Annotated in this window: 20 protein-coding genes and 1 pseudogene; 10 read left to right on the top strand and 11 right to left on the bottom strand. The window is 72.7% G+C overall.

Going from position 1 to position 21,831, the window contains the following annotated elements:
• Positions 1-105: 105 nt before the first annotated feature.
• Positions 106-1,551, bottom strand: coding sequence for a phenylacetate--CoA ligase family protein (locus tag ACLJQF_RS37050; RefSeq protein ID WP_410614940.1), 1,446 nt, complete (start codon positions 1,549-1,551; stop codon positions 106-108).
• Between the two features lie 28 nt (positions 1,552-1,579).
• On the opposite strand from ACLJQF_RS37050, the gene ACLJQF_RS37045 reads away from it, so the two are divergent.
• The 3 genes from ACLJQF_RS37045 to ACLJQF_RS37035 all read left to right on the top strand — a co-directional run bounded on the left by ACLJQF_RS37045 (position 1,580) and on the right by ACLJQF_RS37035 (position 4,121).
• Positions 1,580-2,068: a MarR family winged helix-turn-helix transcriptional regulator gene (locus ACLJQF_RS37045; protein WP_410614939.1), complete on the top strand. Its 489-nt coding sequence runs from the start codon at positions 1,580-1,582 to the stop codon at positions 2,066-2,068.
• Positions 2,069-2,259: 191 nt separating this feature from the next.
• On the top strand, positions 2,260-3,714 hold the full coding sequence (locus ACLJQF_RS37040; RefSeq protein ID WP_410614938.1) for a hypothetical protein: 1,455 nt from the start codon (positions 2,260-2,262) through the stop codon (positions 3,712-3,714).
• Between the two features lie 101 nt (positions 3,715-3,815).
• A complete protein-coding gene (locus tag ACLJQF_RS37035; RefSeq protein ID WP_410614937.1) occupies positions 3,816-4,121 on the top strand; it encodes a DUF1883 domain-containing protein in 306 nt (101 codons plus the stop codon).
• Here the strand turns inward: ACLJQF_RS37035 and ACLJQF_RS37030 are convergent.
• Positions 4,090-4,641, bottom strand: coding sequence for an amidohydrolase family protein (locus tag ACLJQF_RS37030; RefSeq protein WP_410614936.1), 552 nt, complete (start codon positions 4,639-4,641; stop codon positions 4,090-4,092). The genes ACLJQF_RS37035 and ACLJQF_RS37030 overlap by 32 nt on opposite strands.
• A gap of 202 nt (positions 4,642-4,843) precedes the next feature.
• Between ACLJQF_RS37030 and ACLJQF_RS37025 the strand changes: the two genes are divergently transcribed.
• From ACLJQF_RS37025 to ACLJQF_RS37005, 5 genes are all read left to right on the top strand, one after another.
• Positions 4,844-7,393, top strand: a complete 2,550-nt coding sequence (locus tag ACLJQF_RS37025) for a glutaminase domain-containing protein (RefSeq protein WP_410614935.1) — start codon at positions 4,844-4,846, stop codon at positions 7,391-7,393.
• 22 nt (positions 7,394-7,415) lie between these two features.
• The gene (locus tag ACLJQF_RS37020; protein ID WP_410614934.1) at positions 7,416-8,558 is read left to right on the top strand and encodes a type III PLP-dependent enzyme; all 1,143 of its coding nucleotides are present in this window, start codon (positions 7,416-7,418) and stop codon (positions 8,556-8,558) included.
• Complete coding sequence (gene speD, locus ACLJQF_RS37015) at positions 8,551-8,910, top strand: adenosylmethionine decarboxylase (protein ID WP_410614933.1); 360 nt, start codon at positions 8,551-8,553, stop codon at positions 8,908-8,910. Before ACLJQF_RS37020 ends, speD begins: the two co-directional genes overlap by 8 nt.
• Positions 8,910-9,782, top strand: coding sequence for a spermidine synthase (locus tag ACLJQF_RS37010; protein ID WP_410614932.1), 873 nt, complete (start codon positions 8,910-8,912; stop codon positions 9,780-9,782). The genes speD and ACLJQF_RS37010 overlap by 1 nt, the downstream gene beginning before the upstream one ends.
• Positions 9,783-9,964: 182 nt before the next feature.
• A complete protein-coding gene (locus tag ACLJQF_RS37005) occupies positions 9,965-10,591 on the top strand; it encodes a DUF4360 domain-containing protein (protein WP_410614931.1) in 627 nt (208 codons plus the stop codon).
• 76 nt (positions 10,592-10,667) lie between these two features.
• Here the strand turns inward: ACLJQF_RS37005 and ACLJQF_RS37000 are convergent, their stop codons facing one another.
• Both ACLJQF_RS37000 and ACLJQF_RS36995 read right to left on the bottom strand, forming a co-directional pair.
• Positions 10,668-11,096 carry a hypothetical protein gene (locus ACLJQF_RS37000; protein WP_410614930.1) on the bottom strand — a complete coding sequence of 143 codons (429 nt, stop codon included), beginning with the start codon at positions 11,094-11,096 and terminating at the stop codon, positions 10,668-10,670.
• A 284-nt stretch (positions 11,097-11,380) separates the two neighbouring features.
• Positions 11,381-11,809, bottom strand: a complete 429-nt coding sequence (locus tag ACLJQF_RS36995; protein ID WP_410614929.1) for a MarR family winged helix-turn-helix transcriptional regulator — start codon at positions 11,807-11,809, stop codon at positions 11,381-11,383.
• 105 nt (positions 11,810-11,914) lie between these two features.
• Between ACLJQF_RS36995 and ACLJQF_RS36990 the strand changes: the two genes are divergently transcribed.
• Positions 11,915-13,978 (top strand): MMPL family transporter, encoded by a 2,064-nt coding sequence (locus ACLJQF_RS36990; protein ID WP_410614928.1) that lies wholly within the window; start codon positions 11,915-11,917, stop codon positions 13,976-13,978.
• Between the two features lie 19 nt (positions 13,979-13,997).
• Here ACLJQF_RS36990 and ACLJQF_RS36985 read toward each other — a convergent pair whose 3' ends face one another.
• The 7 genes and pseudogenes from ACLJQF_RS36985 to ACLJQF_RS36955 form a co-directional block, all read right to left on the bottom strand.
• Complete coding sequence (locus ACLJQF_RS36985; protein WP_410614927.1) at positions 13,998-14,123, bottom strand: hypothetical protein; 126 nt, start codon at positions 14,121-14,123, stop codon at positions 13,998-14,000.
• A gap of 256 nt (positions 14,124-14,379) precedes the next feature.
• A complete protein-coding gene (locus ACLJQF_RS36980; protein WP_410614926.1) occupies positions 14,380-14,709 on the bottom strand; it encodes a cobalamin-binding protein in 330 nt (109 codons plus the stop codon).
• A gap of 238 nt (positions 14,710-14,947) precedes the next feature.
• A pseudogene (locus ACLJQF_RS36975) lies at positions 14,948-15,451 on the bottom strand (B12-binding domain-containing protein); the annotation flags it as partial.
• Complete coding sequence (locus tag ACLJQF_RS36970) at positions 15,448-17,340, bottom strand: PP2C family protein-serine/threonine phosphatase (protein WP_410614925.1); 1,893 nt, start codon at positions 17,338-17,340, stop codon at positions 15,448-15,450. The pseudogene ACLJQF_RS36975 and the gene ACLJQF_RS36970, both read right to left, overlap by 4 nt.
• On the bottom strand, positions 17,333-17,731 hold the full coding sequence (locus tag ACLJQF_RS36965; protein WP_410614924.1) for an ATP-binding protein: 399 nt from the start codon (positions 17,729-17,731) through the stop codon (positions 17,333-17,335). Before ACLJQF_RS36965 ends, ACLJQF_RS36970 begins: the two co-directional genes overlap by 8 nt.
• A gap of 274 nt (positions 17,732-18,005) precedes the next feature.
• Entirely contained in the window at positions 18,006-19,172 is a 1,167-nt protein-coding gene (locus tag ACLJQF_RS36960; protein WP_410614923.1) for a VanZ family protein, read from the bottom strand.
• Positions 19,173-19,247: 75 nt separating this feature from the next.
• On the bottom strand, positions 19,248-19,442 hold the full coding sequence (locus tag ACLJQF_RS36955; protein WP_410614922.1) for an antitoxin: 195 nt from the start codon (positions 19,440-19,442) through the stop codon (positions 19,248-19,250).
• A 393-nt stretch (positions 19,443-19,835) separates the two neighbouring features.
• On the opposite strand from ACLJQF_RS36955, the gene ACLJQF_RS36950 reads away from it, so the two are divergent.
• On the top strand, positions 19,836-21,551 hold the full coding sequence (locus ACLJQF_RS36950) for a sulfatase-like hydrolase/transferase (RefSeq protein WP_410615050.1): 1,716 nt from the start codon (positions 19,836-19,838) through the stop codon (positions 21,549-21,551).
• The last annotated feature ends 280 nt before the right edge of the window (positions 21,552-21,831 follow it).

Raw genomic sequence — 21,831 nt, 5'->3', positions numbered from 1 at the left:
GAAATTACACTCACGACCAGCTGCGGCAGACCGGCAGACCGGCGTCCAGGATTGTCCTGGCAGGCTGTCTTCGGCCGCACCGAACAAAGTTCTCGCCCTGCAGTACTAGGCCTGCCGCGTGTAGCGGTGCTTGACTCCGACGGGGAAGTACTCGGGGTCACCCGCCGCCCGCAGGACGACGTCCGGCAGCTGCTGCTCCGGCGGCACGTAGTGCGCGAACTCGCTGTTGAGCCGCACCAGCTGATCGCGCACGGCCGCCGCGATCCGGCCGGCGTCGGCGGTGGCGCCCGGCGCCGTCTCGACCGTGACGCGCAGCCGGCGGTCGCGGTCGGCGTCCTCGACCGACTCGATGACGAACTTGCCCGTCACGGTGTCGCTGATGCCGGGCTGCTCCAAGCCCACGGTCACGTTCTCCGGGTAGACGTTCGCCCCGAAGAACGACACCGTGAACAGCGAGCGGCCGAACACGTAGACGAACGGCAGCTCGGGGCCCGGTGGCGGCGTGAAGCCGTGCCGGGCGCAGAAGCCGAGGAGCTCGGCGTGCGGCAGGAGCCCGCCGTCGTCGGCGATGTGGTAGCGGATGAGCGGGATGCCGCCGTCCGCGGTGAAGACCAGGGTGCCCTCGTGCACCTCGAAGAAGCGGCTCGCCGGGTCGTACTGCACGAGCGTCGGCAGCCGCGCGTCGCCGAAGACCTCGCGGGCCAGGTCCGGGCGGCCGGCGAAGAACCGGCGGATGCCCGCCGACACCGGGGTTTCGGTGCCGAGCACGCCCGCGTCGGCCGTGCCGTACAGCGACGCGATGTCGCGGACCGGGTCGGCGATCCCGGCGCGCCCGGCCACCAGCTCGCGCCACTGCTCGCTGAACACCTCGCCGGCGAGCACGAGCTTGATCGCGTACGCGGGCCAGTCGACGCCTTCGGCGAGCCCGGTGTCGACGACGTCCTTGACGAACGGCGGGTACCCCAGCAGCACCACCTGGTCGAAGTGCGGCGCGAGCTCGGGCAGCACACGCAGGATCTCGGCTTTGTTGTTACCCGGCGCCACGACGGTGATCGGGCAGCCCTTGGCGGCGAGGTGGCGCACGCACGCCGCGGTGAACAGGCCGCCGACCCAGGTGCCGAGCGGGAAGCAGACGACGGCGAGCGTGCGGCGCCGGTCGGCCTGGAAGGCGCCGGCCAGGACGGTTTCGAACCGGCGGGCGACGTGCAGCTCGTCTTCGAGCGCGCGCGGCCAGATCGTCGGGCGGCCGCTGGAGCCGGAGGAGACGGCGATCATGTCGAGCTCGTCGAACGTGCCGCCGCGGCAGAGCTCGGGCAGCGGGTACTTCCGGTGGTAGCCGGCCTTGTCGAGCAGCGGCAGCCGCGCGAAGCCCGCCATCGTCGTGACGCTCGCCGGGTCGATCCCGTGCTCCCGCAGGAACTTCCGGTACGCGGGCACGGTTTCCGCGGTGCGGTGGAAGAGCTCGAGGACGTGGTTTTCCGCCGGCGGTTCCGCAGCTCCGAAGAAGGTGTCGAACGCCTGGCGCACGCGGGTCTGCCGACCGAGGTCCATGATCGGAGCATAGTGGCGGGCGCGTGCCATGATGAGCGCCGTGACGACCTCGGCCCAGGAGCAGCCCGCCGGCGCGCCGTTGACCCTTTACCTGGTCAAACGGCTCGAGCTGGTGATCAGGGCGCTGCTCGACGACGCCCTGCGGCCGCTCGGGCTCACCACGCTGCAGTACACGGCGCTCAGCGTCCTCGAGGCCAGCGGCGCGCTGTCTTCGGCCCAGCTGGCGCGCCGGTCGTTCCTGCGGCCGCAGACGATGCACGAAATGGTGCTGACGTTGGAGAAGCGCGGCCTGATCGCGCGGACCCCGAAGGCGGGCAACAAGCGCGTCCTGCTGGCCGGCCTCACCGAAGCCGGACGCGAACTGCTCGCGGGCTGCGCACCGGCGGTCGCGGAGCTGGAGAGCGCGCTCCTGGCCGACCTGAGCCCGGGCCAGCGCGCGACGTTCCGGGAGGGCCTGCAGCACGGCGTCGCGGCCCTGGGCACGCTTTCGGGGCAGCGGCGGGCACAGGAAGCCTGACCGGGGCGGACGCACCCCGGCGCGGGCACCTGGCCCATCGGTCTCGCCCGACTGGAGTCCCGAGCCGGGCTTGCCGCGACGGAAGCACTAGGCCGACCGAGTGGAAGCGCCGGACGGCCCGTAGCAGGGGTGTGGGTACCGGCGTTGGAGGGTACGTCCCAGGCCTGTTCTCACCGTGGAGGTTCGCCGACGTGACCCGGGCTCGCGAGGTGGGCGGCGCGTCCGTCGTCGCCCGCCGGCTGCTGGTAGTGACGGGAGCGGTGGCGGGCTTGTGGCTGGTGTGCTGGCTGACGTCGGGCAACGCCGAGGCGGCTGGGCAGCCGGGCCGTGGCGGGGATCCGATCGGGGCGGTGGTGGACGCGCTGGTGCCGCCGGTGGCTCAGCCGAAGAGCACGGGCGGGGTACCGGCGGTCGAGGCACCGCGGAACGGGGAGCGGGCTGCCACGCGGGCTTCGCGACCGGCTGCCGATGCGGTCGCGGCGCCGATCGCGGCCGGCTCGGCGGTTTCGCTTACGGCGAAGGCGGCGGTGTCGTCGGGGAACGCTGCCGCGGTTGCGGCGCGGGTCGTGGGGACGGTTGCCTCGCCGGGTGCGACGAGTGCGGCCGCGGTCGCCGGGCCGGTGACGCGTGCTGTGGTTTCGCCGGTGGGTGAGACTGCGGCTGTGGTTGCCGCGCCGGTGGCGGGTGTTGCCGGGCCGGTGACGCGTGCGGTGGTTTCGCCGGTGGGTGACACTGCGGCTGCGGTTGTCGCATCGGCGGCGGGTGCTGCCGAGCCGGTGGCGGGCACTGTGGTTTCGCCGATGGGCGTAGCCGTGGCTGAGGTTGCCGCGCCGGTGGCCGGTGCCGCCGCCCCGGTGACGGGTGCCGTGGCAGCGGTGGTCTCGCCGGTCGGCGACACCGTGGCTGTGGTTGCCGCGCCGGTGACCGGGGTCGTGCGTGCCGCCGCCCCGGTGACGCGTGCCGTGGCAGCCGTGGTCTCCCCGATAACGGAAACCGCCGCTGCCGTCGTAGCGCCCGTCGCGCGAGCCACCCGGCCCGTGCTCGAACCCGTCTCAGGCGCCGCGAAGGAGCTCCTCTCCCCGCTGACCAAGGCCGCCGCCCCGCTCGTCGAACCGATCGCCTCCGCCCTGACCGGCGTCGTCAAACCGGTAACCGGCGGCACCTCGCCCGCCCTGAACGACATCCTCACCCCTGTCGCCGACGGCGCCGGCCGGCCCGTCGTCGCTCCGGTGACCGAGGCCGTCGAAGCGCCCGCGGCCGGCTCCGGCGTCCGGCCGGCAACCCCGCTCGCTCGTACCGCGGCGGCCGGCCCACCGCCGGACCAGGCCTGGAAGCGCGCTCCCGCCCCCGGGAAGGCCGCGCACCCGGCCACCCCCGGCCGCACCTGCACCGCGCCCACCTCGGCCAGGCCGCAGAGGACCGCGATCCACCGCGCCACCGCCGGCAACCACCGGCCCGGGGACGCCCCGGCCCATCCCGGCTCGCCCGGGCCGTCCTCCGACGCCGCCACCGGCGCCGGCTCCGGCGTCCCGCCCGCCTTCCTGGCCGCGGGCCACGCTCCGCACCGCTTCCGCGCGTCCCCCTGGACGCACGGGGACTTCGTGCCGCTCTGGCGGCCGTGCAAGCCGGGCACCGGGCCCGGTTAGTCCCGTCCCGACCTTCCGTCCGTCGTGTGCTCCGCGGCGCGATCCGCGCTGCCCGCGACCGCGAAATCCGAACCGAAATTCACGCGTGGAAGAGGGACGAAATGGAAGCGAGCGTGTTCGACCTCGGGAAGGTGCGAAGAGACGCCGTGGTCACCGTCCGCCTGGACGCGATGGCCAACGTCAGGCTGCTGACCGCGGTCAACTTCCAGGCCTACCGGCGCCGGCAGTACTACCGCATGCACGGCGGGGTGGCCACCGCGCCGATGTTCAAGATCCACATTCCGGCCAACGCCCACTGGTTCCTGGTGATCGACGTCGAGGGCCTCGAAGCCCGGCCTCTGCGGCCGCGGGTGAGCGTCGAGCCGGAAGCGGCCGTCACGACCCGTGGACGCAGCGGCCCCCGGTGAACGTCATCGCCACCTTCGCGGCCCCGATCTCGCGGTCGGGGCCGTCGAAGGGGTTGCGGTCGAGGACGACCAGGTCGGCGCGGTGGCCGGGGCGGATCGCGCCGCTGTCGTCGAAGTGGCTGACGTAGGCGGAACCCGCTGTGTAGGCCGTGATCGCCGCGGCGAGGCCGATCCGCTGGTCCGGGAGGAACGCCGGGACGTCCTCGCCGTACGGGATCCGGTTGACCGCCACGTGGATGCCCTGCAGCGGGTCGGGGCTGCTCACCGGCCAGTCGCTGCCGGCGGCCAGCCGGGCCCCGGCCCGCAGCAGGGCACCGAACGGGTACTGCCGGGCCGCGCGGGCGTCGCCGAGGAACGGGATGGTCAGCTCGTCCATCTGCGGCTCGTGCACCGCCCACAGCGGCTGGACGGTCGCGGTCGCGCCGAGCCGCCGGAACCGCGGGACGTCGGCGGGGTCGACGAGTTGCAGGTGCGCGAGGTGGTGCCGGCGCCCGCCCGGCCACCTGCTTCCGGCACCCACTCACCCCCGCAACAAAGGTCATGAATGACTCATTCAGGACCTCCGACGCCAGGAATGAGTCATTCCGGACGTCGCTGGCCGGACCTGCGGCTCCACTGGTCCGCACCCCGGCCCGGCAGCAACCATCGGCGGATTTACAACGTTGTATCAACGATGTAAAAAAGTCCCTGCCCGGCTCGACCGCCGCTGGAAGGGGCCACCGATGTCCTCCCGAGACCGAGAACGCGATCACCTCACCCGCCGCGATCTGCTCCGGCTCGCCGGGGGTACCGCCGCCGCCGTCGGCGCCGCACTCTGGCTGCCCGGGACCGCCTCCGCCGCCGGGACCTTCAGCCCGATCCGGCCGCCCGCCACGCCATTGATCGTCCGCTCGCCCTACCTGTCCACCTGGCAGCCAGCCGACACCCTCGCCGGCACCTGGTCGAGCTTCTGGACCGGCCACATCACCGCACTGTGCGGCCTCGCGCGCATCGACGGCACCGCCTACGTCTTCGCCGGCTCACCCGCCCTGCCCGCCGGCCCGGCCCTGACCCCGATGACGCAGCTCAGCCTCCAGGTCACCGGGACCCGCTCCACCTACGTCCTCACCGGTGGCGGCGTGAACCTCACCGTCACGTTCTTCTCGCCAGTCGACCCGGCGAACCTGCAGCGCCAGTGCGTCCCGTTCGGGTACGTCACCCTCCAGGCCACCAGCGCCGACGGCCGCGCCCACGCCGTCGACCTGCACTTCGACACCTCCGCCGAGTGGGTGCACGGCAACACCGCCACCCCCGTCACCTGGACGCAGCAGCAAACAAGCGGCTACACCCTCCTCAGCTGCACCCCGGCGAGCCCGGGCGTGCTGCAGGAGAACGGCGACCAGGCGAGCTGGGGCTCCCTGGTCCTCGCCGCGCCGACGGCGGGGACCACCTGGCAGATCGGGCAGGACACCGTGGTGCGCGCCGGTTCGGCGAGCCAGGGCGCCCTGGCCGGCACCAGCGACACCGCGCAGCCGCGGGCGATCAACGACCGCTGGCCGGTGCTGGCCTTCAACAAGAACCTGGGCACGATCGCCGCCGGTGGCACGTCGGCCCCGTTCACGCTCTCGATCGGGCACGTCCGCACCCCCGCGGTCCGCTACCTCGGCGCCGAGCTGCGTCCCTGGTGGACGCACTACTGGGGCAGCTGGCCGGAGATGGCGGTGTGGTTCGCGAACGACTACGCCGCCGCGCTGTCGGCCGCCACCGCGATCGACCAGCGCCTGCACGACGACGCCGTCGCCGCGGCCGGGGGCGGCAGCACCGGCGAGCACTACGCCGGGATTTGCGCGCTCGCTCTGCGCCAGGCCTTCGGCGGCACCGAGCTGGTCGACCGGGGCGGCGCGCCCTGGGCGTTCCTCAAGGAGATCTCCTCGAACGGCAACATGTCCACAGTGGACGTCACCTACCCGGCGTTCCCGGCCTATCTCCAGCTGTCGCCCGCCTACCTGCGGCTGCTGCTGGAGCCGCTGCTCGACTACGCCGAGCGCGGCGGCTGGCCGATGCCGTTCGCCGAACACGACCTCGGCACCCACTACCCGGACGCGACCGGGCACAACGACGGCAACGAGGAGAGCATGCCGGTCGAGGAGTCGGCCAACATGCTGATCATGGCGGCCGCGCTGGTGCAGCGGCTCCCGGCGGCCGACGCCACCGCGTTCGCGAACACCCACTACCCGATCCTGCGGCAGTGGGCGGAGTACCTGGTCGCCAACGCCCTCGACCCCGGCTTCCAGAACCAGACCGACGACTTCACCGGGTTCATCGCCCACAGCGCGAACCTCGCCCTGAAGGGGATCGTCGGGATCGGCGCGATGGGCGTCATCGCCGCCGCGGTGGGCAACGCGGCCGACGCCCGGCGGTACCGCTCGACCTCGCGCAGCTACGTCAGCCAGTGGGTGACGCTCGCCGAGGACGGCCAGCACCTGCGGCTCGCCTACGACCAGCCCGGCACGTGGAGCCTGAAGTACAACGGCTTCGCCGACCGCGTGCTCGGCCTCGACCTGGTGCCGCTCGGCGTCGCGGCGCAGGAAGCCGCCTGGTACCAGGCTCGCGCCGGTGCTCACGGCGTCCTGCTCGACCCGCGCAACAACTACACGAAAGCCGACTGGGAGCTGTGGACCGCGGCCTGGCTCGCCGACCAGCCGAACATCCGCACCACGCTGGTCGAGGGCGTCTACAGTTACGCGAACACCACGCCCCAGCGGGTGCCGTTCAGCGACTGGTACGTCGTCGCCGACGCCACCCAGCGCGGCTTCCAGGCCCGCCCGGTCGCCGGCGGCTACCTCGCGCTGCTCACCCGCCCGGCCGCGTCGGCGACGGTGTGGCGGAAACTGCAGAACCAGCGGTCCGGCAAGGTCCTGGCCGTCTCCAACATGTCGCTGGCCGACACCGCCGAGGTGACGCAGTGGGCCGACAACGGCACCGCCGACCACCTCTGGGCCGTGGTGGACAACGGCGACGGCACGGTCCGGATCGTCAACCGCAACAGCGGCAAGGTCCTCGCCGTGCACGACCAGAGCCTCGACAACGGCGCGCACGTCCAGCAGTACCGCGACAACGGCACGCCGGACCACAACTGGCGGATCGTCGACGCCGGTGGCGGCTGGTCGAAGCTCGTCAACGTCCGCAGCGGCAAGGTCATGGCCGTCGACCAGCAGTCCACGGCGGACGGTGCGCAGGTGACCCAGTGGGACGATAACGGGACGCCGGACCACCTGTGGCGGTTCGTCTGACGCCGTTTGCGACACTGGCGCCGTGTGCGCCGACCCCATCCGCCGGTTCCTGGCCGAGCGGAACCCGCCGACCCCGTGCCTGGTCGTCGACACCGACGTCGTGGCCGACCGGGCACGGGCGTTCCGCTCGGCGTTCCCGGGCGCGCTGATCCGGTACGCGGTCAAGGCCAACCCGGCGCCGCCGGTGCTCGACGCGCTGGTGGCGGCCGGGATCGGCTTCGACGTCGCCGGGCCGGCCGAACTCGACCTGTGCCTCGGGCGCGGGGCCGCTCCGGAGGACATCGCCTACGGCAACCCGATCAAGAAACCCCGGGACATCGCCTTCGCGTTCGAGCGCGGGGTCCGGGAGTTCACTTCGGACGCCCCCGCCGACGTCGACCACCTGGGCCGGTACGCGCCGGGCTCGGCGGTGTCGATCCGCGTCGTGCTCGACGCGCCGGACTCGGCGACGCCGTTCGGCCGGAAGTTCGGCTGCGTCCCGGCCGAAGCCCTCGACCTGGTGCTGCGCGCGGCCGCGCTGGGGCTGCGGCCCGGCATCGCCTTCCACGTCGGCTCGCAGCAGCCGGACGTCACCGCGTGGGAGATCGGTATCACCACCGCGGCGAAGCTGTTCGGCGAAGCCGCGGCGCACGGCGTCGGGATGACGCGGCTCAACCTCGGCGGGGGCTTCGCGACCGCCCACCGCACCGCTGTCCCGCCGCTGGCCGCGTACGCGTCGACGATCGCGACGGCCCTCGGCACGTCCTTCCCGGCCGGGTGGCCGGAGCTGCTGCTCGAGCCCGGCCGGGTGCTCGTCGCGGACGCCGGGCTGCTGCGGACCGAGGTCGTGCTGGTCGCGCAGCGGGACGAGCGGCGCTGGGTCTACCTCGACATCGGCCGCTACAACGGGCTCGCCGAGGCCGAGAACGAAGCCATCGCCTACCGGTTCGAACCCGTGGACGCACCCGACGGCCCGGACGGCCCGGTGGTCCTCGCCGGGCCCACCTGCGACGGCGACGACGTGCTTTACCAGCGGACCCCGTACGCACTGCCCCGGTCGCTGCGCAGCGGCGACCGGCTCGACCTGCCGGGCACCGGGGCCTACACCGCCAGCTACGCGTCGGTGGGGTTCAACGGGATCGAGCCGCTGCGCACGTACTGCGTCGGGAGGTGGGGCGATGCCTGACGTCGGCCGGTTCACCGGGCGGCACGTGCTCGCCGAACTGCACGGGGTCGACCCGGGCCTGCTCGACGACCCGGTGCGCCTCGGGGAGCTGCTGCGGGCCGCGGTGACCGAGGCGGGCGCGACGGTCCTCGACGTGGTGGCGCAGCAGTTCGCGCCGCAGGGCGCCACGGTGATCGCGCTGCTGGCCGAGTCGCACGCGTCCGTCCACACCTACCCGGAGCACGGGTCGCTCTTCGCCGACGTGTTCACCTGCGGGGAACGCGCCGATCCCGAACACGCCCTGCGGCTGCTGGCGGCCTCGCTGCACGCCGCTTCGGTCCACCTGTCGGTCCTCCACCGGGGAGAACGCTGATGCCCTTGATCCACGAACTCCTCGGTGCCGGCCTCACCCGCGTCTGGGAGGTCGGCGACGTGCGGTTCCACGAGCGCACGCCGTACCAGGAAGTGCTGATCGGGACGACCGCGCACGGGGTTTCGCTGTTCTGCGACGGCGAGCGCCAGAGCACCGAGGCGAGCCAGCTGGTGTACCACGAAGCGCTGATGGTGCCCGCCCTCCTGCTGGCCGAGCGGGTGCGGCGGGTGCTCGTCGTCGGGTCGAGCGAGGGGGTCGCGAGCGAGCTGGCCGTCGCCGCGGGCGCCGAGCTGGTCGACCACGTCGACATCGACGAGCAGGCGGTGCGCGCCTGCGCCGAGCACCTGCCCTACGGCTACACCCCGGCGGACCTGGCGCGCGCCGAGCGGGGGGACGGGCCGATCCGGGTGTCCTATGCGGACGGCTGGGCCTTCCTCGCCGCGGCCGAAGACCGGGGCGAGACCTACGACGTGGTCGTGATCGACCTGCCGGACGAGAACACCGATCCGGACGCACAGCACAACCGCTTGTACGGCACGGACTTCCTCGTCCGCTGCGCGCGCCTGCTGGCGCCGGGCGGGGTGGTGACCTGCCAGGCGGGCTGCCCGACGCTGTGGCGCAACGAGACGCTGCGCGCGTCCTGGCAGCGGTTCCGCGAGGTGTTCGGCGCGGTGCTGTACTTCGGCTCCGACGAGCACGAGTGGGCGTTCCTGTCCGGCCGCGCGGACCCGGTCGAGAACCCGGGCGCGCTGGTGGCGCGGCGGTTCGCGGAGCGGGGGACGGCAGCGGCGACGCTGGACGCCGAAGCGCTGGTCGGCGGCTGCATCCCGCCGTACACCCTGCGCACCCGTGGTCTGGACCAGTCTTCTTGACCTTCGATTCCCCGAATTTCGGGCCCCGGGAAACGTGAAATAGCGGGAAATGGATTTCCCGTGCTCTGTGCAGTCGTGTTACTCCGTTCAGTGGCCGTCGAAAAGGTTGCGATCGCGCTACGATCCTCTCCGCGCGCGATCATCATCACCACCAGGCACCGTGGCCCATTTGGAGGAGCGTCATGCTCGGTATGTCGGTCGTAGGCGCAATGATTCTGTCCACCCTCGTCGCTCCCGTCGATTCCTCGGCGGCGTCGGCTCCGACCGAAAAGATCACGCTCGACATCAAGACGATCAACGGCTCGGGCTGCCCGGCGGGCACGGCCACCGCGTCGGCCGACGTCGCGTCCGACAACACCTCGTTCACGGTGCACTACACGAACTTCACCGCGAAGGCCGGCGGTGGCGTGTCCGCGCTCGAAGGGCGGAAGAACTGCCAGATCAACGTGCTCGTCCACGTGCCGCAAGGATTCACGTACGCGATCGCCGAGGCGTCGTACCGCGGCTACGCGCACATCGAGAGCGGGGCGAGCGCACTCGAGCAAGCCAACTACTACTTCGCCGGGACGGCGCCGACCGCCCGGGTGCGGCACACCTTCCCCGGCCCGTTCCACGGGGTGTGGCGAGCCTCCGACGTCACCGACGTGGCCGAGCTGGTGTTCGCCCCGTGCGGCGAGAGCCGCAACCTGAACATCAATGCGGAACTGCGGGCGGATGCGGGTTCCTCGTCCGGTGGCAGTTACATCGAAATGGATTCCGAACACGCGAGCGTGGACACGATTTATCACTTCGCGTGGAAGACCTGCTGAATTCCGGCGGACATTGTCGCGGCGCCCGCTCACCGGCTGAGGGCTTTGTGCCGGTGAGCGGGTTTGCCGTACCTCCTCAGACGTGCGTGACCAGCAGGGTCACCCCCGCCTCGCCGCCGCAGTCGACGAACACCGGCCCGACGCCGTTGCCGATGTGCCCGGCCACGTTCGCCTTGGCCACGAACCGGTCCGGGCCGGACTCGATGATCCGGATGTTCTCCAGGGCCGGTCGCTCGGGAAACCCGCCGAGCACGGATTTCAGCCCGGTGCCGCCACCGCAGTTGCCGGTGATGGTCACCTCCTGGCCCCGCTGGGTGGTGGGGTTGGGGCTCACCTGCACGGTCGCCCGTGCGCCCCGGGGCGGTTGATTCGCGTTCGTCATGGTCCCCTCCGTGGATCCCGGATCCGCCGACGCGCCGCCGGCGATCCCGATGCTCGCCGCCGTGACCAGCCCGGCCGCGAGGGCCAGGCCGGTGACCGTGCGGGTGGATTTCGTGCCGCGCATGGTGATCTTCTCCTCCCTTGAACCCGGTTCTCGTCGCACCGGATCTGCCCGGTCAGTCGCCGGGCGGGGTGGTCGAGGTTCTCTCAGGAGGAGAGTGAGACGTGGATCACAGGGGAGGGGTGCGGTCCGCGTCAGCCTCGGGCCGGCGGGCTTTCGGTCTCGGCGCTGGGCACCGGGCTGCATCGTCGCTCGAACCGCTCCATCAGGACGGTAGCGATCAGGACGGCCACCGGTGTGCTCAGCGCGATCCACATGTAGGAAGAGCTACCCCGAGCCGCGCGCTCTCAATCGCCCGCGGACAACCGGGTGATCAGGGCCAGCAGGCCGGTGCGGAAGGCGTCGTCGTCGCCCAGTCCGCCGAGCAGCGCGGGTTCGGCGCGCACGGCCCGTTCGTGCACGGCCCGGCCGCTGGTGGTCAGCCGGGTCAGGTGACGGCGGCCGTCGGCCGGGTCCGCTGCCCGGCTCACGAACCCGGCCTTGGCCAGGCGGTCGAGGGTGCGGCTCATCGTCTGGTCGGTCACCTGGCAGCGCTGGGCCAGCGTCCGCTGGGGGAGCGGCCCGTCGCGCAGGGTGTGCAGCGCGATGAGGCCCGCGTGGGTGAGGCCCATGCCATCGAGCACGGCCACCCAGCGTTGCTCCACCAGTCGCGCGGCCACGGCCAGCAGCCGGCCGGTCGGCCAGGTGCTCAGATCGGGTTCGGGGGTCGTGCTCACCGTGCTGTGCTCACCCGTCGCTCAGGGGTCGTCAGGGTCATCGTGCAGAATGTTCAGCTTGCTGAACAATTGGGCGTGTTCGCGCTCGAAAGGACCTTAGCGACTATGAACGAGAACCCGCGCCGCCTCCGCTGGCTGATCCCGGCCCTCCTGGTGATCGCCTGGCTCGGCCTGGGCGGCTTCGGCGGGCCGTTCGCCGGCAAGCTCAGCGAGGTCGCGAAGAACGACAATGCCGCCTTCCTGCCGCGCTCGGCCGAAGCCACCGAGGTTTCCGACGAGCAGAAGGCATTCAGCCCGCGTCAGGTGCTGCCCGCCACCGTCGTCGTCGAGCGCACCGACGGCCTGACCGGCGAAGACCGGCGGTTCCTCGAGGCCAGGGCGCGGGAACTGGGCAGTGTGCCCGGGGTGGCCGGCCCGCTCGGCGAGCCGGAGCCGGCACCGCGGGACGACCAGGCCGCGCAGCTCGCGGTGCCCGTCTTCGCCGACGGCAACCCCGCCGACGTCGTCAAGGAGGTCCGGGCGCGCCTCGGCGGCGCTCCGGAGGGGCTCACCGTGCTCGTCACCGGGCCGGCCGGGCAGATCGCCGACCTGGTCAAGGCGTTCGGCGGCATCGACGGCATCCTGCTGCTCGTGGCCGGCGGCGTGGTCGCGCTGATCCTCATCGCCGTCTACCGCAGCCCGCTGCTGCCGTTCCTGGTGCTGCTGTCGGCGGTGTTCGCGCTCGGGCTCGCCAGTCTCGTCGTCTACCTGCTGGCGAAGCACGACGTCCTCGCGCTCAACGGCCAGAGCCAGGGCATCCTCTCGATCCTCGTCTTCGGCGCGGCGACCGACTACGCGCTCCTGCTGGTGGCGCGGTTCCGCGAGCAGCTGCGCGACACGCCGAGCCGGTTCGACGCGCTGAAGCTCGCCTGGCGCGCGACGCTCGAACCGATCGCGGCCTCGGCGGGCACGGTCGTGCTCGGCGTGCTGTGCCTGCTGTTCAGCAACCTGAACTCGAACAAGGGCCTCGGCCCGGTGGCGGCGATCGGCATCGGCGCCGCACTGCTGGCCTCGACCACGTTCCTGCCCGCCGCGCTGGCCCTGTGCGGCCGCGGCGCGTTCTGGCCGTTCAAGCCGGCGCTGGGCTCGCCGCACCCGGAGACGTCCGGGATCTGGGGCCGGGTGGCGCGCCTGGTCGGCCGCCGCCCGCGCACGGTCTGGGTGGTGACGGCGCTGGTGCTCGGCGTCGGGGTCGCGTTCCTGCCGCAGCTCAAGGCGTCCGGCACCGCGCAGTCGGACGTCTTCCTGACCGAGGTCGAATCCGGGACCGGCCAGGAGGTCCTCGGCCGGCACTTCCCGGGCGGCCTCGGCGCACCCGCGATCACGATCGCCGACGCCGGCGCGCTGCCCGCGGTGCTGAAGGCGTCCACAATAGACGGAGTGGCGCAGTCGTTCCCGGTGCCCGGCCCGGACGGTCGCCCCAAGGAGGTAGGCGGCCGCGTCCAGATCCTGTCGGTGCTGACGGATCCGGCGGATTCGGAGGCGGCGGTCGCCACGGTCGCCCGCCTGCGCGACGCGGTGCACGCGGTCCCGCAGGCGAACGCGAAAGTGGGCGGCCCGACGGCGATCCAGCTGGACACCCAGCAGACGTCGAAGCGCGACCGGGCGCTGATCATCCCGATCGTGCTGCTGGTGATCTTCCTGGTGCTGGCGTTGCTGCTGCGGTCGTTGCTGGCACCGCTGCTGCTGATCGCGACGGTGGTGCTCTCGTTCGCGGCGACGATGGGCGTGTCGGCGCTGGTGTTCAACCACATCTTCGGCTTCCCGGGCGCCGACCCGGTGGTGCCGTTGTTCGGGTTCGTCTTCCTGGTGGCACTGGGGATCGACTACAACATCTTCCTGATGACCCGGGTACGCGAGGAAGCGCTGACGCGGGGAACGCGCGAGGGGACGTTGCGCGGGCTGTCGCTGACGGGCGGGGTGATCACGTCGGCGGGCGTGGTGCTGGCCGCGACGTTCTCGGCGCTGGCGGTGATCCCGATCCTGTTCCTGGCGCAGATCGCGTTCATCGTCGCGTTCGGGGTGCTGCTGGACACGCTGCTGGTGCGCTCCCTGCTGGTACCCGCGTTGACCATCGACGTCGGGCGGCGCATCTGGTGGCCGTCGAAGCCGGCGCGCCGGCAGGCGTGAGCGCGCCGGTCGCGGGCCTTCAGAGCATCAGCTCGTCGCCGATTTCGACCGGGAAGGCGTTGACGCCGGAGTTGGCGAAGATGATCCCGACGTCACCGGACCGGACCTGGGCCTGCGCGACCAGCGTCGCGGCCGGTCCGGGCACCCTGTTCCAACCGGGTGCCGGCCTGGGCGCCGTGCAGGGGCGGCAGGCCGGGGTGGAACACCCCAAGCTCGACCCGCCGACGTCGCCGGGGCAGTGCTTCATGCGGTCGGCCGGCCCGCCACGGTGGACGTGAACGAGATGCTCGTCCGCCCGGTCGGCCAGCACCCTTACCGCCGACCACGTCCGGGCGATGGCCGCTCGGCGACGATTCAGGAATCGAGCCAAGCTCGGAAATCCCGCGCTTCGCCGGTGATCGTCATGCCGGCCGGGCCGATCCGGCGGGCCGCTCCGCCAGATCCGTTCGCGCGCTGCGGAGCATGCCGGTGGCCCGCGGGAAGTCGCGCAGTTCCGCTTCGAGCAGCTCGAGGGCCGGCACGAGCGAGACCGCCGGGACGCCCCGCGCGGTCAGGATGCCGGCCGTCCAGGTCAGGAACCCGGTGAGCAGCTCGCCGTCGCCGACGTAGAGGGCGGTCGCGAGGAACTCGACGATGTGCGCGAGATCCTCGGCCGTGTACTGGCGCTGCAGGTCGGTGTCGGCGCGCATGGCCGGGAGCCGCTCCTCCAGGCCGGCGAGCACCGTCTTCACCAGCCGGCCCGAACTGCGGGTGACCAGCGTGTACTCCTGGTCGGCCAGGTGCGGCAGATCGTCGAGCGGCTGATGAGCACTGTGCGGCCGGGGGAGCGGCTCGGCCAGCCGGTCGGCGGCCGCCCGCGCGTCCGGGGCCCACGCTTCGGCGCCCCAGCAGTCGCGCGTACCGGCCGTGGGGCCCGAAAGCGGCGCCGCCCGCGATGACCGGGGTCGCCGCCGCCTGGCACGCGGTGATCGTCGCGTGCGCCGTCGGCAGGCGGGTCGCCAGCGAGCCGGACAGCGCCACCGCGTCCGGGCCGGTCCGGTGCAGGTGGGCCACCAGGTGCGGGGCCGGCACCTGCGCGCCGAGGTAGTCGACCTGGAATCCGCGCAGCCGCAGGACTTCCGACAGCAGCCGGGCCGGCATGGCGTGCCACTCGCCGTCGACGCAGGCGACGGCGATCCGGCCGAGGTGCGGCTCCGGCCGCTTCAGCAGGTGGCCGAAGGTGGCGATGACCCGGTCGTTGATCGCGGTCGCCACGTGCTCCTGCGCGACGGAGAGGCGGTTCGCCGCCCACTCGCGGCCGACCCGCCGCTGGACCGCGCCGATCACGTCGAGCAGCACGGTCTCCGGGTCGGTCCCGTCGCCGAGCGTCCGGGTCACCACGTCGACCGCGGCGGATTCGTCGCCGGTCGTGACGGCGGCCCAGAGCCGTTCGGCGTGCTCGGCCACCCCGGTGCGGTGGGCAGCGATGCTCATGCGAGGTCAGGACCGGTCGGCTGCGCGCGCGGCGCGGTGATCGCCAGCACGGCCATGTCGTCGTGGGTGCCGCGCCCGATCCACTGCGAGGCGAGCATCTGCACGCGCTCGACGACGGCGTCGGCCGGCATGTTCGCGCACTCGGCCACCACCTGCTTCAACCGCTCTTCCCCGAACATCGCGTCTCCGAGCGGGCCGCCCTTCGCTTCGACGATCCCGTCGGTGTAGAGCAAGCAGGTCTCCCCGGGCTGCAGCGTGATGTCCGCGCTCGTCGCCTTGATTTCGGGCAGCACCCCGATCAGGGTGCCCCGGCTGTCGGCCTCCTCGACCCCGCCGCCGGTCCGCACGATCAGCGGCGGTGGATGCCCCGCGCAGGTCACGCGCAGCCGGACGGTGGCGCCTTCGCGTCGCACGGAGGCCAGCACGAGCGTGACGTACCGGGCGTCGGCATTGCCGCCGAGGGTGCGGTTCAGCAGCTCGAGCAGCCGGTGGTGGTCGCCGGCCATCGGCAGCAGCGCCCGCAGCGTGGTCCGGATCTTGCCGGTCAGCACGGCCGCGTCGAGGCCCTTGCCGCAGACGTCGCCGAGCACGGCGAGGGACTCGTCGCCGTCGGCGGTGATCGCCGGGTGGACGTCGTAGAAGTCGCCGCCGATCCGCTCCCCGTCGCGGGCCGGGCGGTAGCGGCCGGCGAACTCGACCCCGCCGAGCTGTGCGAGGGTCGGCGGCAGCAGCTCGCGCATCAGCGTGTCGGTGATCGACGCCTGCAGCGCGAACACGCGGGCCGCCGACATGGCCGCGCCGGCCCGCGCCGCGAACAGCCGGGCGAAGAGTTCTTCCTGGTCGGTGAACGACGCCCGGTCGCCGCGGCGCAGCAGGACCAGTGCACCGGCCGGGACGCCGTGGCCGGGCAGCGGCGTCACGACGATCGAGCCGACCGGCCCGAAGCCCGCCGGCAGCACCCAGGACGGCGCCGAGCCCGGGTCGAGCCAGCGCGACGGCACCGGCGGGAAGCCCTGCAGCGCCTCGCCGAGACCGGGCAGCTCGTCCGGGTCGATGTCCAGCCGGACCCGGGCCGGTCGGCCTCCACGCACGCAGGAGACGGCGGGGAACCCCCGGCCCGCGGCGGGCGCCACGACGAGCGCGGCGTCGGCGAGGTGCTCCGCGGCCAGCCGGGCGGCGACGTCCATGCAGCGGTCCAGGTTCAGCGATCCCAGCAGCGCGGCGGAGGCCTCGCTGAGGAACGCGGTCCGCCGCTGCTCGCGGGCCAGTGCCTCGCGCGCCGAGCGGGCGTCGGTCTCGTCGACCAGCCACCAGGTCACGGCCTCGCCGTGCGGCGCCGGGTACGCGACGAAGGCACGCTCGCCGGCCTCGCCCCGGACGACCTCGTCCGAGCCGCGGTCGTGGGCGGCGACCAGCCAACCCGCGACCGTGTCGGCCGCCGCGCGGCCGGCCCCGGCGGAAGGGAACAGCAGGTGGGCGGCATCGTTGAGCGCGCGGATCGTCCCGGACCGGTCGATCACCACGGCCGCGGTGGGTGCGGCTGTCCAGCCTCCGGTGCTGTCGGTTGCGGCGGGTGCGGCGGGTGTGGTCGTCCGCCCTCCGGCGGCGTCGATCACCACGGCTTCGGCCGGTGCTGTCGTCCGGTCTGCGGTGTTGTCGATCGCGGCGGGTGCGGCGGGTGTGGTCGTCCGCCCTCCGGCGGCGTCGATCACCACGGCGGCGGTGGGTGCGGTCGTCCAGCCTCCGATGCTGTCGGTCGGAGCGGGTGCGGCGGGTGTGGTCGTCCGCCCTCCGGTGCCGTCGATCACCACGGCTTCGGCCGGTGCGGCCGTCCTGCCTCCGGTGCCGTCGATCGCGACGGCGGGCGCGGTGTGCGCCGGATCAGCCACGGGCGCCCGCCGGATCCGGGTCGGTGGCCAGTTCCGCCCACAGGGTCTTGCCGCTGGGCCGGCGCAGCTGGCCCCAGGCCGCCGCGCAGCGTTCGACCAGCAGCAGCCCGCGTCCGCCGTGGTCGGAGGGCGCCCGGCGGCGGGCGGGCTCGCCCCCGCCGTCGTCGACCTCGATCCGCAGCTTGGCCGCGCCGGGCAGCAGACGGACGTGGAAGGGCGCGCGGCCGTGGCGCAGCGCGTTCGACGTCAGCTCGTCCACCACCATGACGGCCGTGCCGACGAAGGTCGCCGGGAAACCGCGCAGGACCGTCCGGACCCAGTGGCGGACCCGCGCCAGTTCGGAGAGCTCCGGGGAGATGCCGAGTTCGTGCCGGACAGCTCGGAATTTCATGTCCGCCTCCTTCGCCGTGCCGGCCCCCGTGGGGAGGCCCTCCCCCTCTTCATGCCCGGAACCGGGCTCGCCGACACGGTCGTCCGAGTTCGTCATGCCGCACCCGAGGAAGCTTCGAACGCCCGGACGTCACCCGAATGCCGCTGCCGGGGCCGCGCTGCGTCGGTGGTCATCGAAAGCTCCAGGATGGGGACGGGCGGATCCGGGCTGGCGGCTCAACCCGTTCCGCACGCAATCTACCAGCGCTGTCGATCCCGGGCAGCGCGGTATCCCGTCACTGTCCTTTAAGGACCTTCTCCGGCGGCCCCGGCACCGGTACCGGCTCCGCGGCCTCCGGTGGCACGACGGCGACGTTCACGGTGCGGGTCAGCCGCTCGTAGGGGGCCCGGTGCTCGTTGTCGAGCAGCACCGCCAGCGGTGTCCAGACACCGACGACGAACACCGACCCGGCGAGCGCGACCGGCAGGAGCAGCTGCTCGGGGTGCCCGGCCAGGTCCCAGCGGTCCAGGTCCAGCAGCAGCCAGGTGAGCCAGAGCGGCGAGAGCAGCACGCCGTTGCGGACCAGCAGGGCGATCGGCCCGGCCCGGCGCCCGCCGCGGCGGGTCACCCGCAGCAGCATCGCGCGCTTTCCGGGCGTCGACCCGGTGACGGTGGGCAGCACCACGAACCACACGAGGGCGAGGATGACGACCGGCGTGTCGCGGTGGTGCAGGTCCTCGCCGAACAGCGTCAGCAGGCCGAAGAGGAACCCGAGCAGCGCAGCGAACCCGAGCAGATCGGTGGCGAGGGCGAACAGCCGCCGCGTGAAGGTGACCTTCGCGGCGTAGCGGCGCCGGTCGTGCTCGGGTTCCGGCGACGGGAGGAGGCGTGCGAGCGGGCCGGCCAGCAGCCAGCCCGTGACGACGCCCGCGGTGTTCAGCAGCAGGTCGTCGACGCTGAAGAGCCGGTACGGGCACGGGTAGACGAACCACAGGCCGGTCAGCTGCGTCAGCTCGAAGAACAGCGACACGCCGAAGCCGATCAGGGTGGTGGGCAGCAGCCGCACCCGCTGGGCGTACCGGGCGTAGAACCCCAGCGGCGCCAGCATCACGACGTTGAGCGCGGTGGTCCAGACCGCCGGGTTGTGCAGCAGCGCACCGGGGCTCCAGTGCCCGCGGGCCCGCTGCGAAACCACCTCGACGAAGTAGAACGGCCGCAGCTGCGGCGAACTCGCGTAGGTGTGGCCCGCGCAGTAGGCCGGGTCGGCGGGCAGCGGCAGCACCGTCTGCGTCGCGACCGCCAGCAGGTAGAACAGGAACGCGTAGAAGACGAACGTCGGCCACCCGCCGGCGCGGCCGCGGCGGCGGTAGCTGACGAAGGCGGCCGGGAGCATCACGGCCAGCACGACGAGCGGGAACAGGAGCAGGGCGGTCCGGACGGGGACGAGGTAGGTGGCGACCACGGAGCCGGTGGTACCCAGCCGCGGGGGTGGTGAAGCGTGCGTCCCCCGGACGGCTGGGCGAGCACCGGGCCGGGCTCACTGCGGGGGCGCCTCCTGCTCCCCGCCGCCCTGCTTGCGCAGGTAGTCCTTCACCTTGTCCGAGCCCTGGTCGATCTTGTCGGCGTGCTCGCCGAAGCGCTGCTTGGCGGCCTCGGCGGCCTTGTCGACCCCCTGGTCGGCCTGGTCCGGGTGCTTCCCGAGCGCTTCCTTCGCCTTGTCGAACAGATTCATCGTGTGCCTCCGTCGGTAATCCGATCTTCGGACACCCCGAGGAGAACACCGGTGACGCGGGCCCGCAACGCTCCTTCCCCTGTCCCGGGGATTTCGGGCGGTTGCGCGGGTGAAAGGCGGTGTGCGGGGTTTGGGGCGAGCACGTCCGGGTACCGGGGACGCCTTTCGGACGCGGCGCCGGCCGGTACGGGGCGGGCGCCGCCGCCGGAACCGGATGCCGGGCGGCCGATCGTCCGGATCGTCCCGGAAAAGGCGTACCTCCGGCCGCCGGCGGTGTGCGGACCCGGGGGCGCGTGAACCACGGGCCGCCGTTGCCCGTATATCGGGGTGACGATCGCCGCCCGGCCGCACGGGCCGGCGGTCACCACCGTGCACCACGACGTGAGGCTCGCCATGGTTGGAAACATCGGTCTGCCGCTGGGGCGGCGCGTCCGCCGCCGCATCCCGATCGCGGGAGCGGCGCTGCCCGACTTCGGGCTGCCCCGGCCCGGGCGGCGCCGTCACGTCGTCGCGGGCCGGGTCCTCACCGTGCTGGCCGCGCTGCTGGTGCTGTTCGGGCTCCTCGCCCCCGACGACCTCGGCTCGTTTTCTCTCGCGGCGCTGGTGCGGGTGCCGGTCGAGGGGCTCGTCATCGGCGCGTTCCTGCTGGTCCTGCCGCCGCGGGCGCGCCGCGTCGCCGCCGTGCTGGTCGGGCTGGGCCTCGGGCTGCTGACCCTGATGAAGGCCCTCGACACCGGCTTCTACGCCACCCTCGAGAAGCCGTTCGACCCGATCTACGACTGGAGCTTCTTCCACGCCGGCGTGGAGTTCCTGGCCGGCCAGATCGGCAACGCGGCCACGATCGCCGCGCTGATCGGCGCCGGCCTGCTCGCCGTCGCCGTCGTGGTGCTCATGGTGCTGGCGATGCTGCGGCTGAGCCGCGTCGCCGCCGGACGGCGGACCGGCTCGACACGGGTCGTGGCCGTCCTCGCCGTGGTCTGGATCGTCTCCTCGGTGTTCGGCGTCGAGATCGCGCCGGGGCAGCCGGTCGCCGCGCAGAGCGCCGCCGCGCTGGCCTACGGCGACCTGCGCCAGGTCGGCGCCGACCTGAAGGACCAGCGGCCGTTCGGGGAGGTGGCCGCCGACGACGCGTTCCGGGCCACCCCGGGCGCCCAGTTGCTGACCGGGCTGCGCGGCAAGAACGTCGTGCTGACCTTCGTGGAGAGCTACGGCCGGGTCGCGCTCGACGACCCGGTCATCGGGGCGAAGATCGGCCCGACGCTCGACGCGGGCACGGCCGAGCTGCGCGCGGCGGGCATCGGCGCGAAGAGCGCCTTCCTGTCCTCCTCGACGTTCGGTGGCGGCAGCTGGCTGGCGCACTCGACGGTGCAGTCGGGGATGTGGATCGACAACCAGCAGCGGTACAACGACCTCCTCGGCAGCGACCGGCTGACCCTCGGCGGGGCGTTCCAGCGGGCGGGCTGGCGGACGGTCTGGGACGTGCCCGCGCACACGAAGGACTGGCCGGAGGGGCAGAAGTTCTACCACCCGGACGCCTACTACGACGCCCGTTCCATCGGGTACCACGGGCCCGGCTACGCCTACGCCACCATGCCCGACCAGTTCTCGCTCTCGATGCTGCAGCGCAAGGAGCTCGCGAACGCCTCGCCGCAGCGGCCGGTGATGGCGGAGGTCGACCTCGTCTCCAGCCACGCGCCGTGGTCGCCGCGGCCCTGGCTGGTCGACTGGAACCAGGTCGGCGACGGCTCGATCTTCAACCCCCAGCCCGCGGCGGGGGAGGCACCGGAGTCGGTCTGGAAGGATCCGGAGAAGATCCGCGAGGCCTACCGCGACGCGACGGACTACTCGCTGAAGACGGTGATCTCGTTCGTCAAGCAGTACGGCGACGAAAACACGGTCCTGGTGTTCCTCGGTGACCACCAGCCGCCGGTGGTCACCCCGCAGGGCGCGGTCCACGACGTGCCGATCACCATCGTGGCCAAGGACCCGAAGGTGCTCGACCGGATCGCCGGCTGGGGCTGGCAGGACGGCCTGCACCCGGGCGCGCAGGCGCCGATCTGGAAGATGGACTCCTTCCGCGACCGGTTCCTCACCGCCTTCGCCCACTGACCGTCCTCTTCGGACGTTTCCGCGCCGCCGGGCGGACCTCCGGCGCGGCTCGCGCTCGCCGGAAGGTCGCGAATGACTCATTCGGGACGTCCGGCGGTGCTGTTGGCGAAGTCGTCGGACGCGGTAGTCGGGTGGTCTGCCGCGGCTTGTCGTGAGTGGTATTGAGGGCTAGTACTGCAGGGACACTTGTGTGCGTGACCTGGGGAAACAAGGTCACCGTTTGCCGTGGCTGGTGGTCGTGAGTGGTAATTCGGGTTCTAACCCGAATTACCACTCACGA

This window comes from Amycolatopsis sp. lyj-109, from assembly GCF_046548995.1.
In the GTDB taxonomy this organism is placed as follows: Bacteria; Actinomycetota; Actinomycetes; order Mycobacteriales; family Pseudonocardiaceae; genus Amycolatopsis.
Note: the sequence above shows the minus strand (reverse complement) of the source record. Positions and strands in the feature narration are given on the sequence as shown.

What these genes read in the sequence shown, in the direction of transcription:
- ACLJQF_RS37050 (WP_410614940.1), bottom strand. Translation starts at nt 1,551, where the DNA reads ATGGACCTCGGTCGGCAGACCCGCGTGCGCCAGGCGTTCGACACCTTC.
- ACLJQF_RS37045 (WP_410614939.1), top strand. Translation starts at nt 1,580, where the DNA reads ATGATGAGCGCCGTGACGACCTCGGCCCAGGAGCAGCCCGCCGGCGCG.
- ACLJQF_RS37035 (WP_410614937.1), top strand. Translation starts at nt 3,816, where the DNA reads ATGGAAGCGAGCGTGTTCGACCTCGGGAAGGTGCGAAGAGACGCCGTG.
- ACLJQF_RS37025 (WP_410614935.1), top strand. Translation starts at nt 4,844, where the DNA reads ATGTCCTCCCGAGACCGAGAACGCGATCACCTCACCCGCCGCGATCTG.
- speD (WP_410614933.1), top strand. Translation starts at nt 8,551, where the DNA reads ATGCCTGACGTCGGCCGGTTCACCGGGCGGCACGTGCTCGCCGAACTG.
- ACLJQF_RS37010 (WP_410614932.1), top strand. Translation starts at nt 8,910, where the DNA reads ATGCCCTTGATCCACGAACTCCTCGGTGCCGGCCTCACCCGCGTCTGG.
- ACLJQF_RS37005 (WP_410614931.1), top strand. Translation starts at nt 9,965, where the DNA reads ATGCTCGGTATGTCGGTCGTAGGCGCAATGATTCTGTCCACCCTCGTC.
- ACLJQF_RS37000 (WP_410614930.1), bottom strand. Translation starts at nt 11,096, where the DNA reads ATGCGCGGCACGAAATCCACCCGCACGGTCACCGGCCTGGCCCTCGCG.
- ACLJQF_RS36990 (WP_410614928.1), top strand. Translation starts at nt 11,915, where the DNA reads ATGAACGAGAACCCGCGCCGCCTCCGCTGGCTGATCCCGGCCCTCCTG.
- ACLJQF_RS36965 (WP_410614924.1), bottom strand. Translation starts at nt 17,731, where the DNA reads ATGAAATTCCGAGCTGTCCGGCACGAACTCGGCATCTCCCCGGAGCTC.
- ACLJQF_RS36955 (WP_410614922.1), bottom strand. Translation starts at nt 19,442, where the DNA reads ATGAATCTGTTCGACAAGGCGAAGGAAGCGCTCGGGAAGCACCCGGAC.
- ACLJQF_RS36950 (WP_410615050.1), top strand. Translation starts at nt 19,836, where the DNA reads ATGGTTGGAAACATCGGTCTGCCGCTGGGGCGGCGCGTCCGCCGCCGC.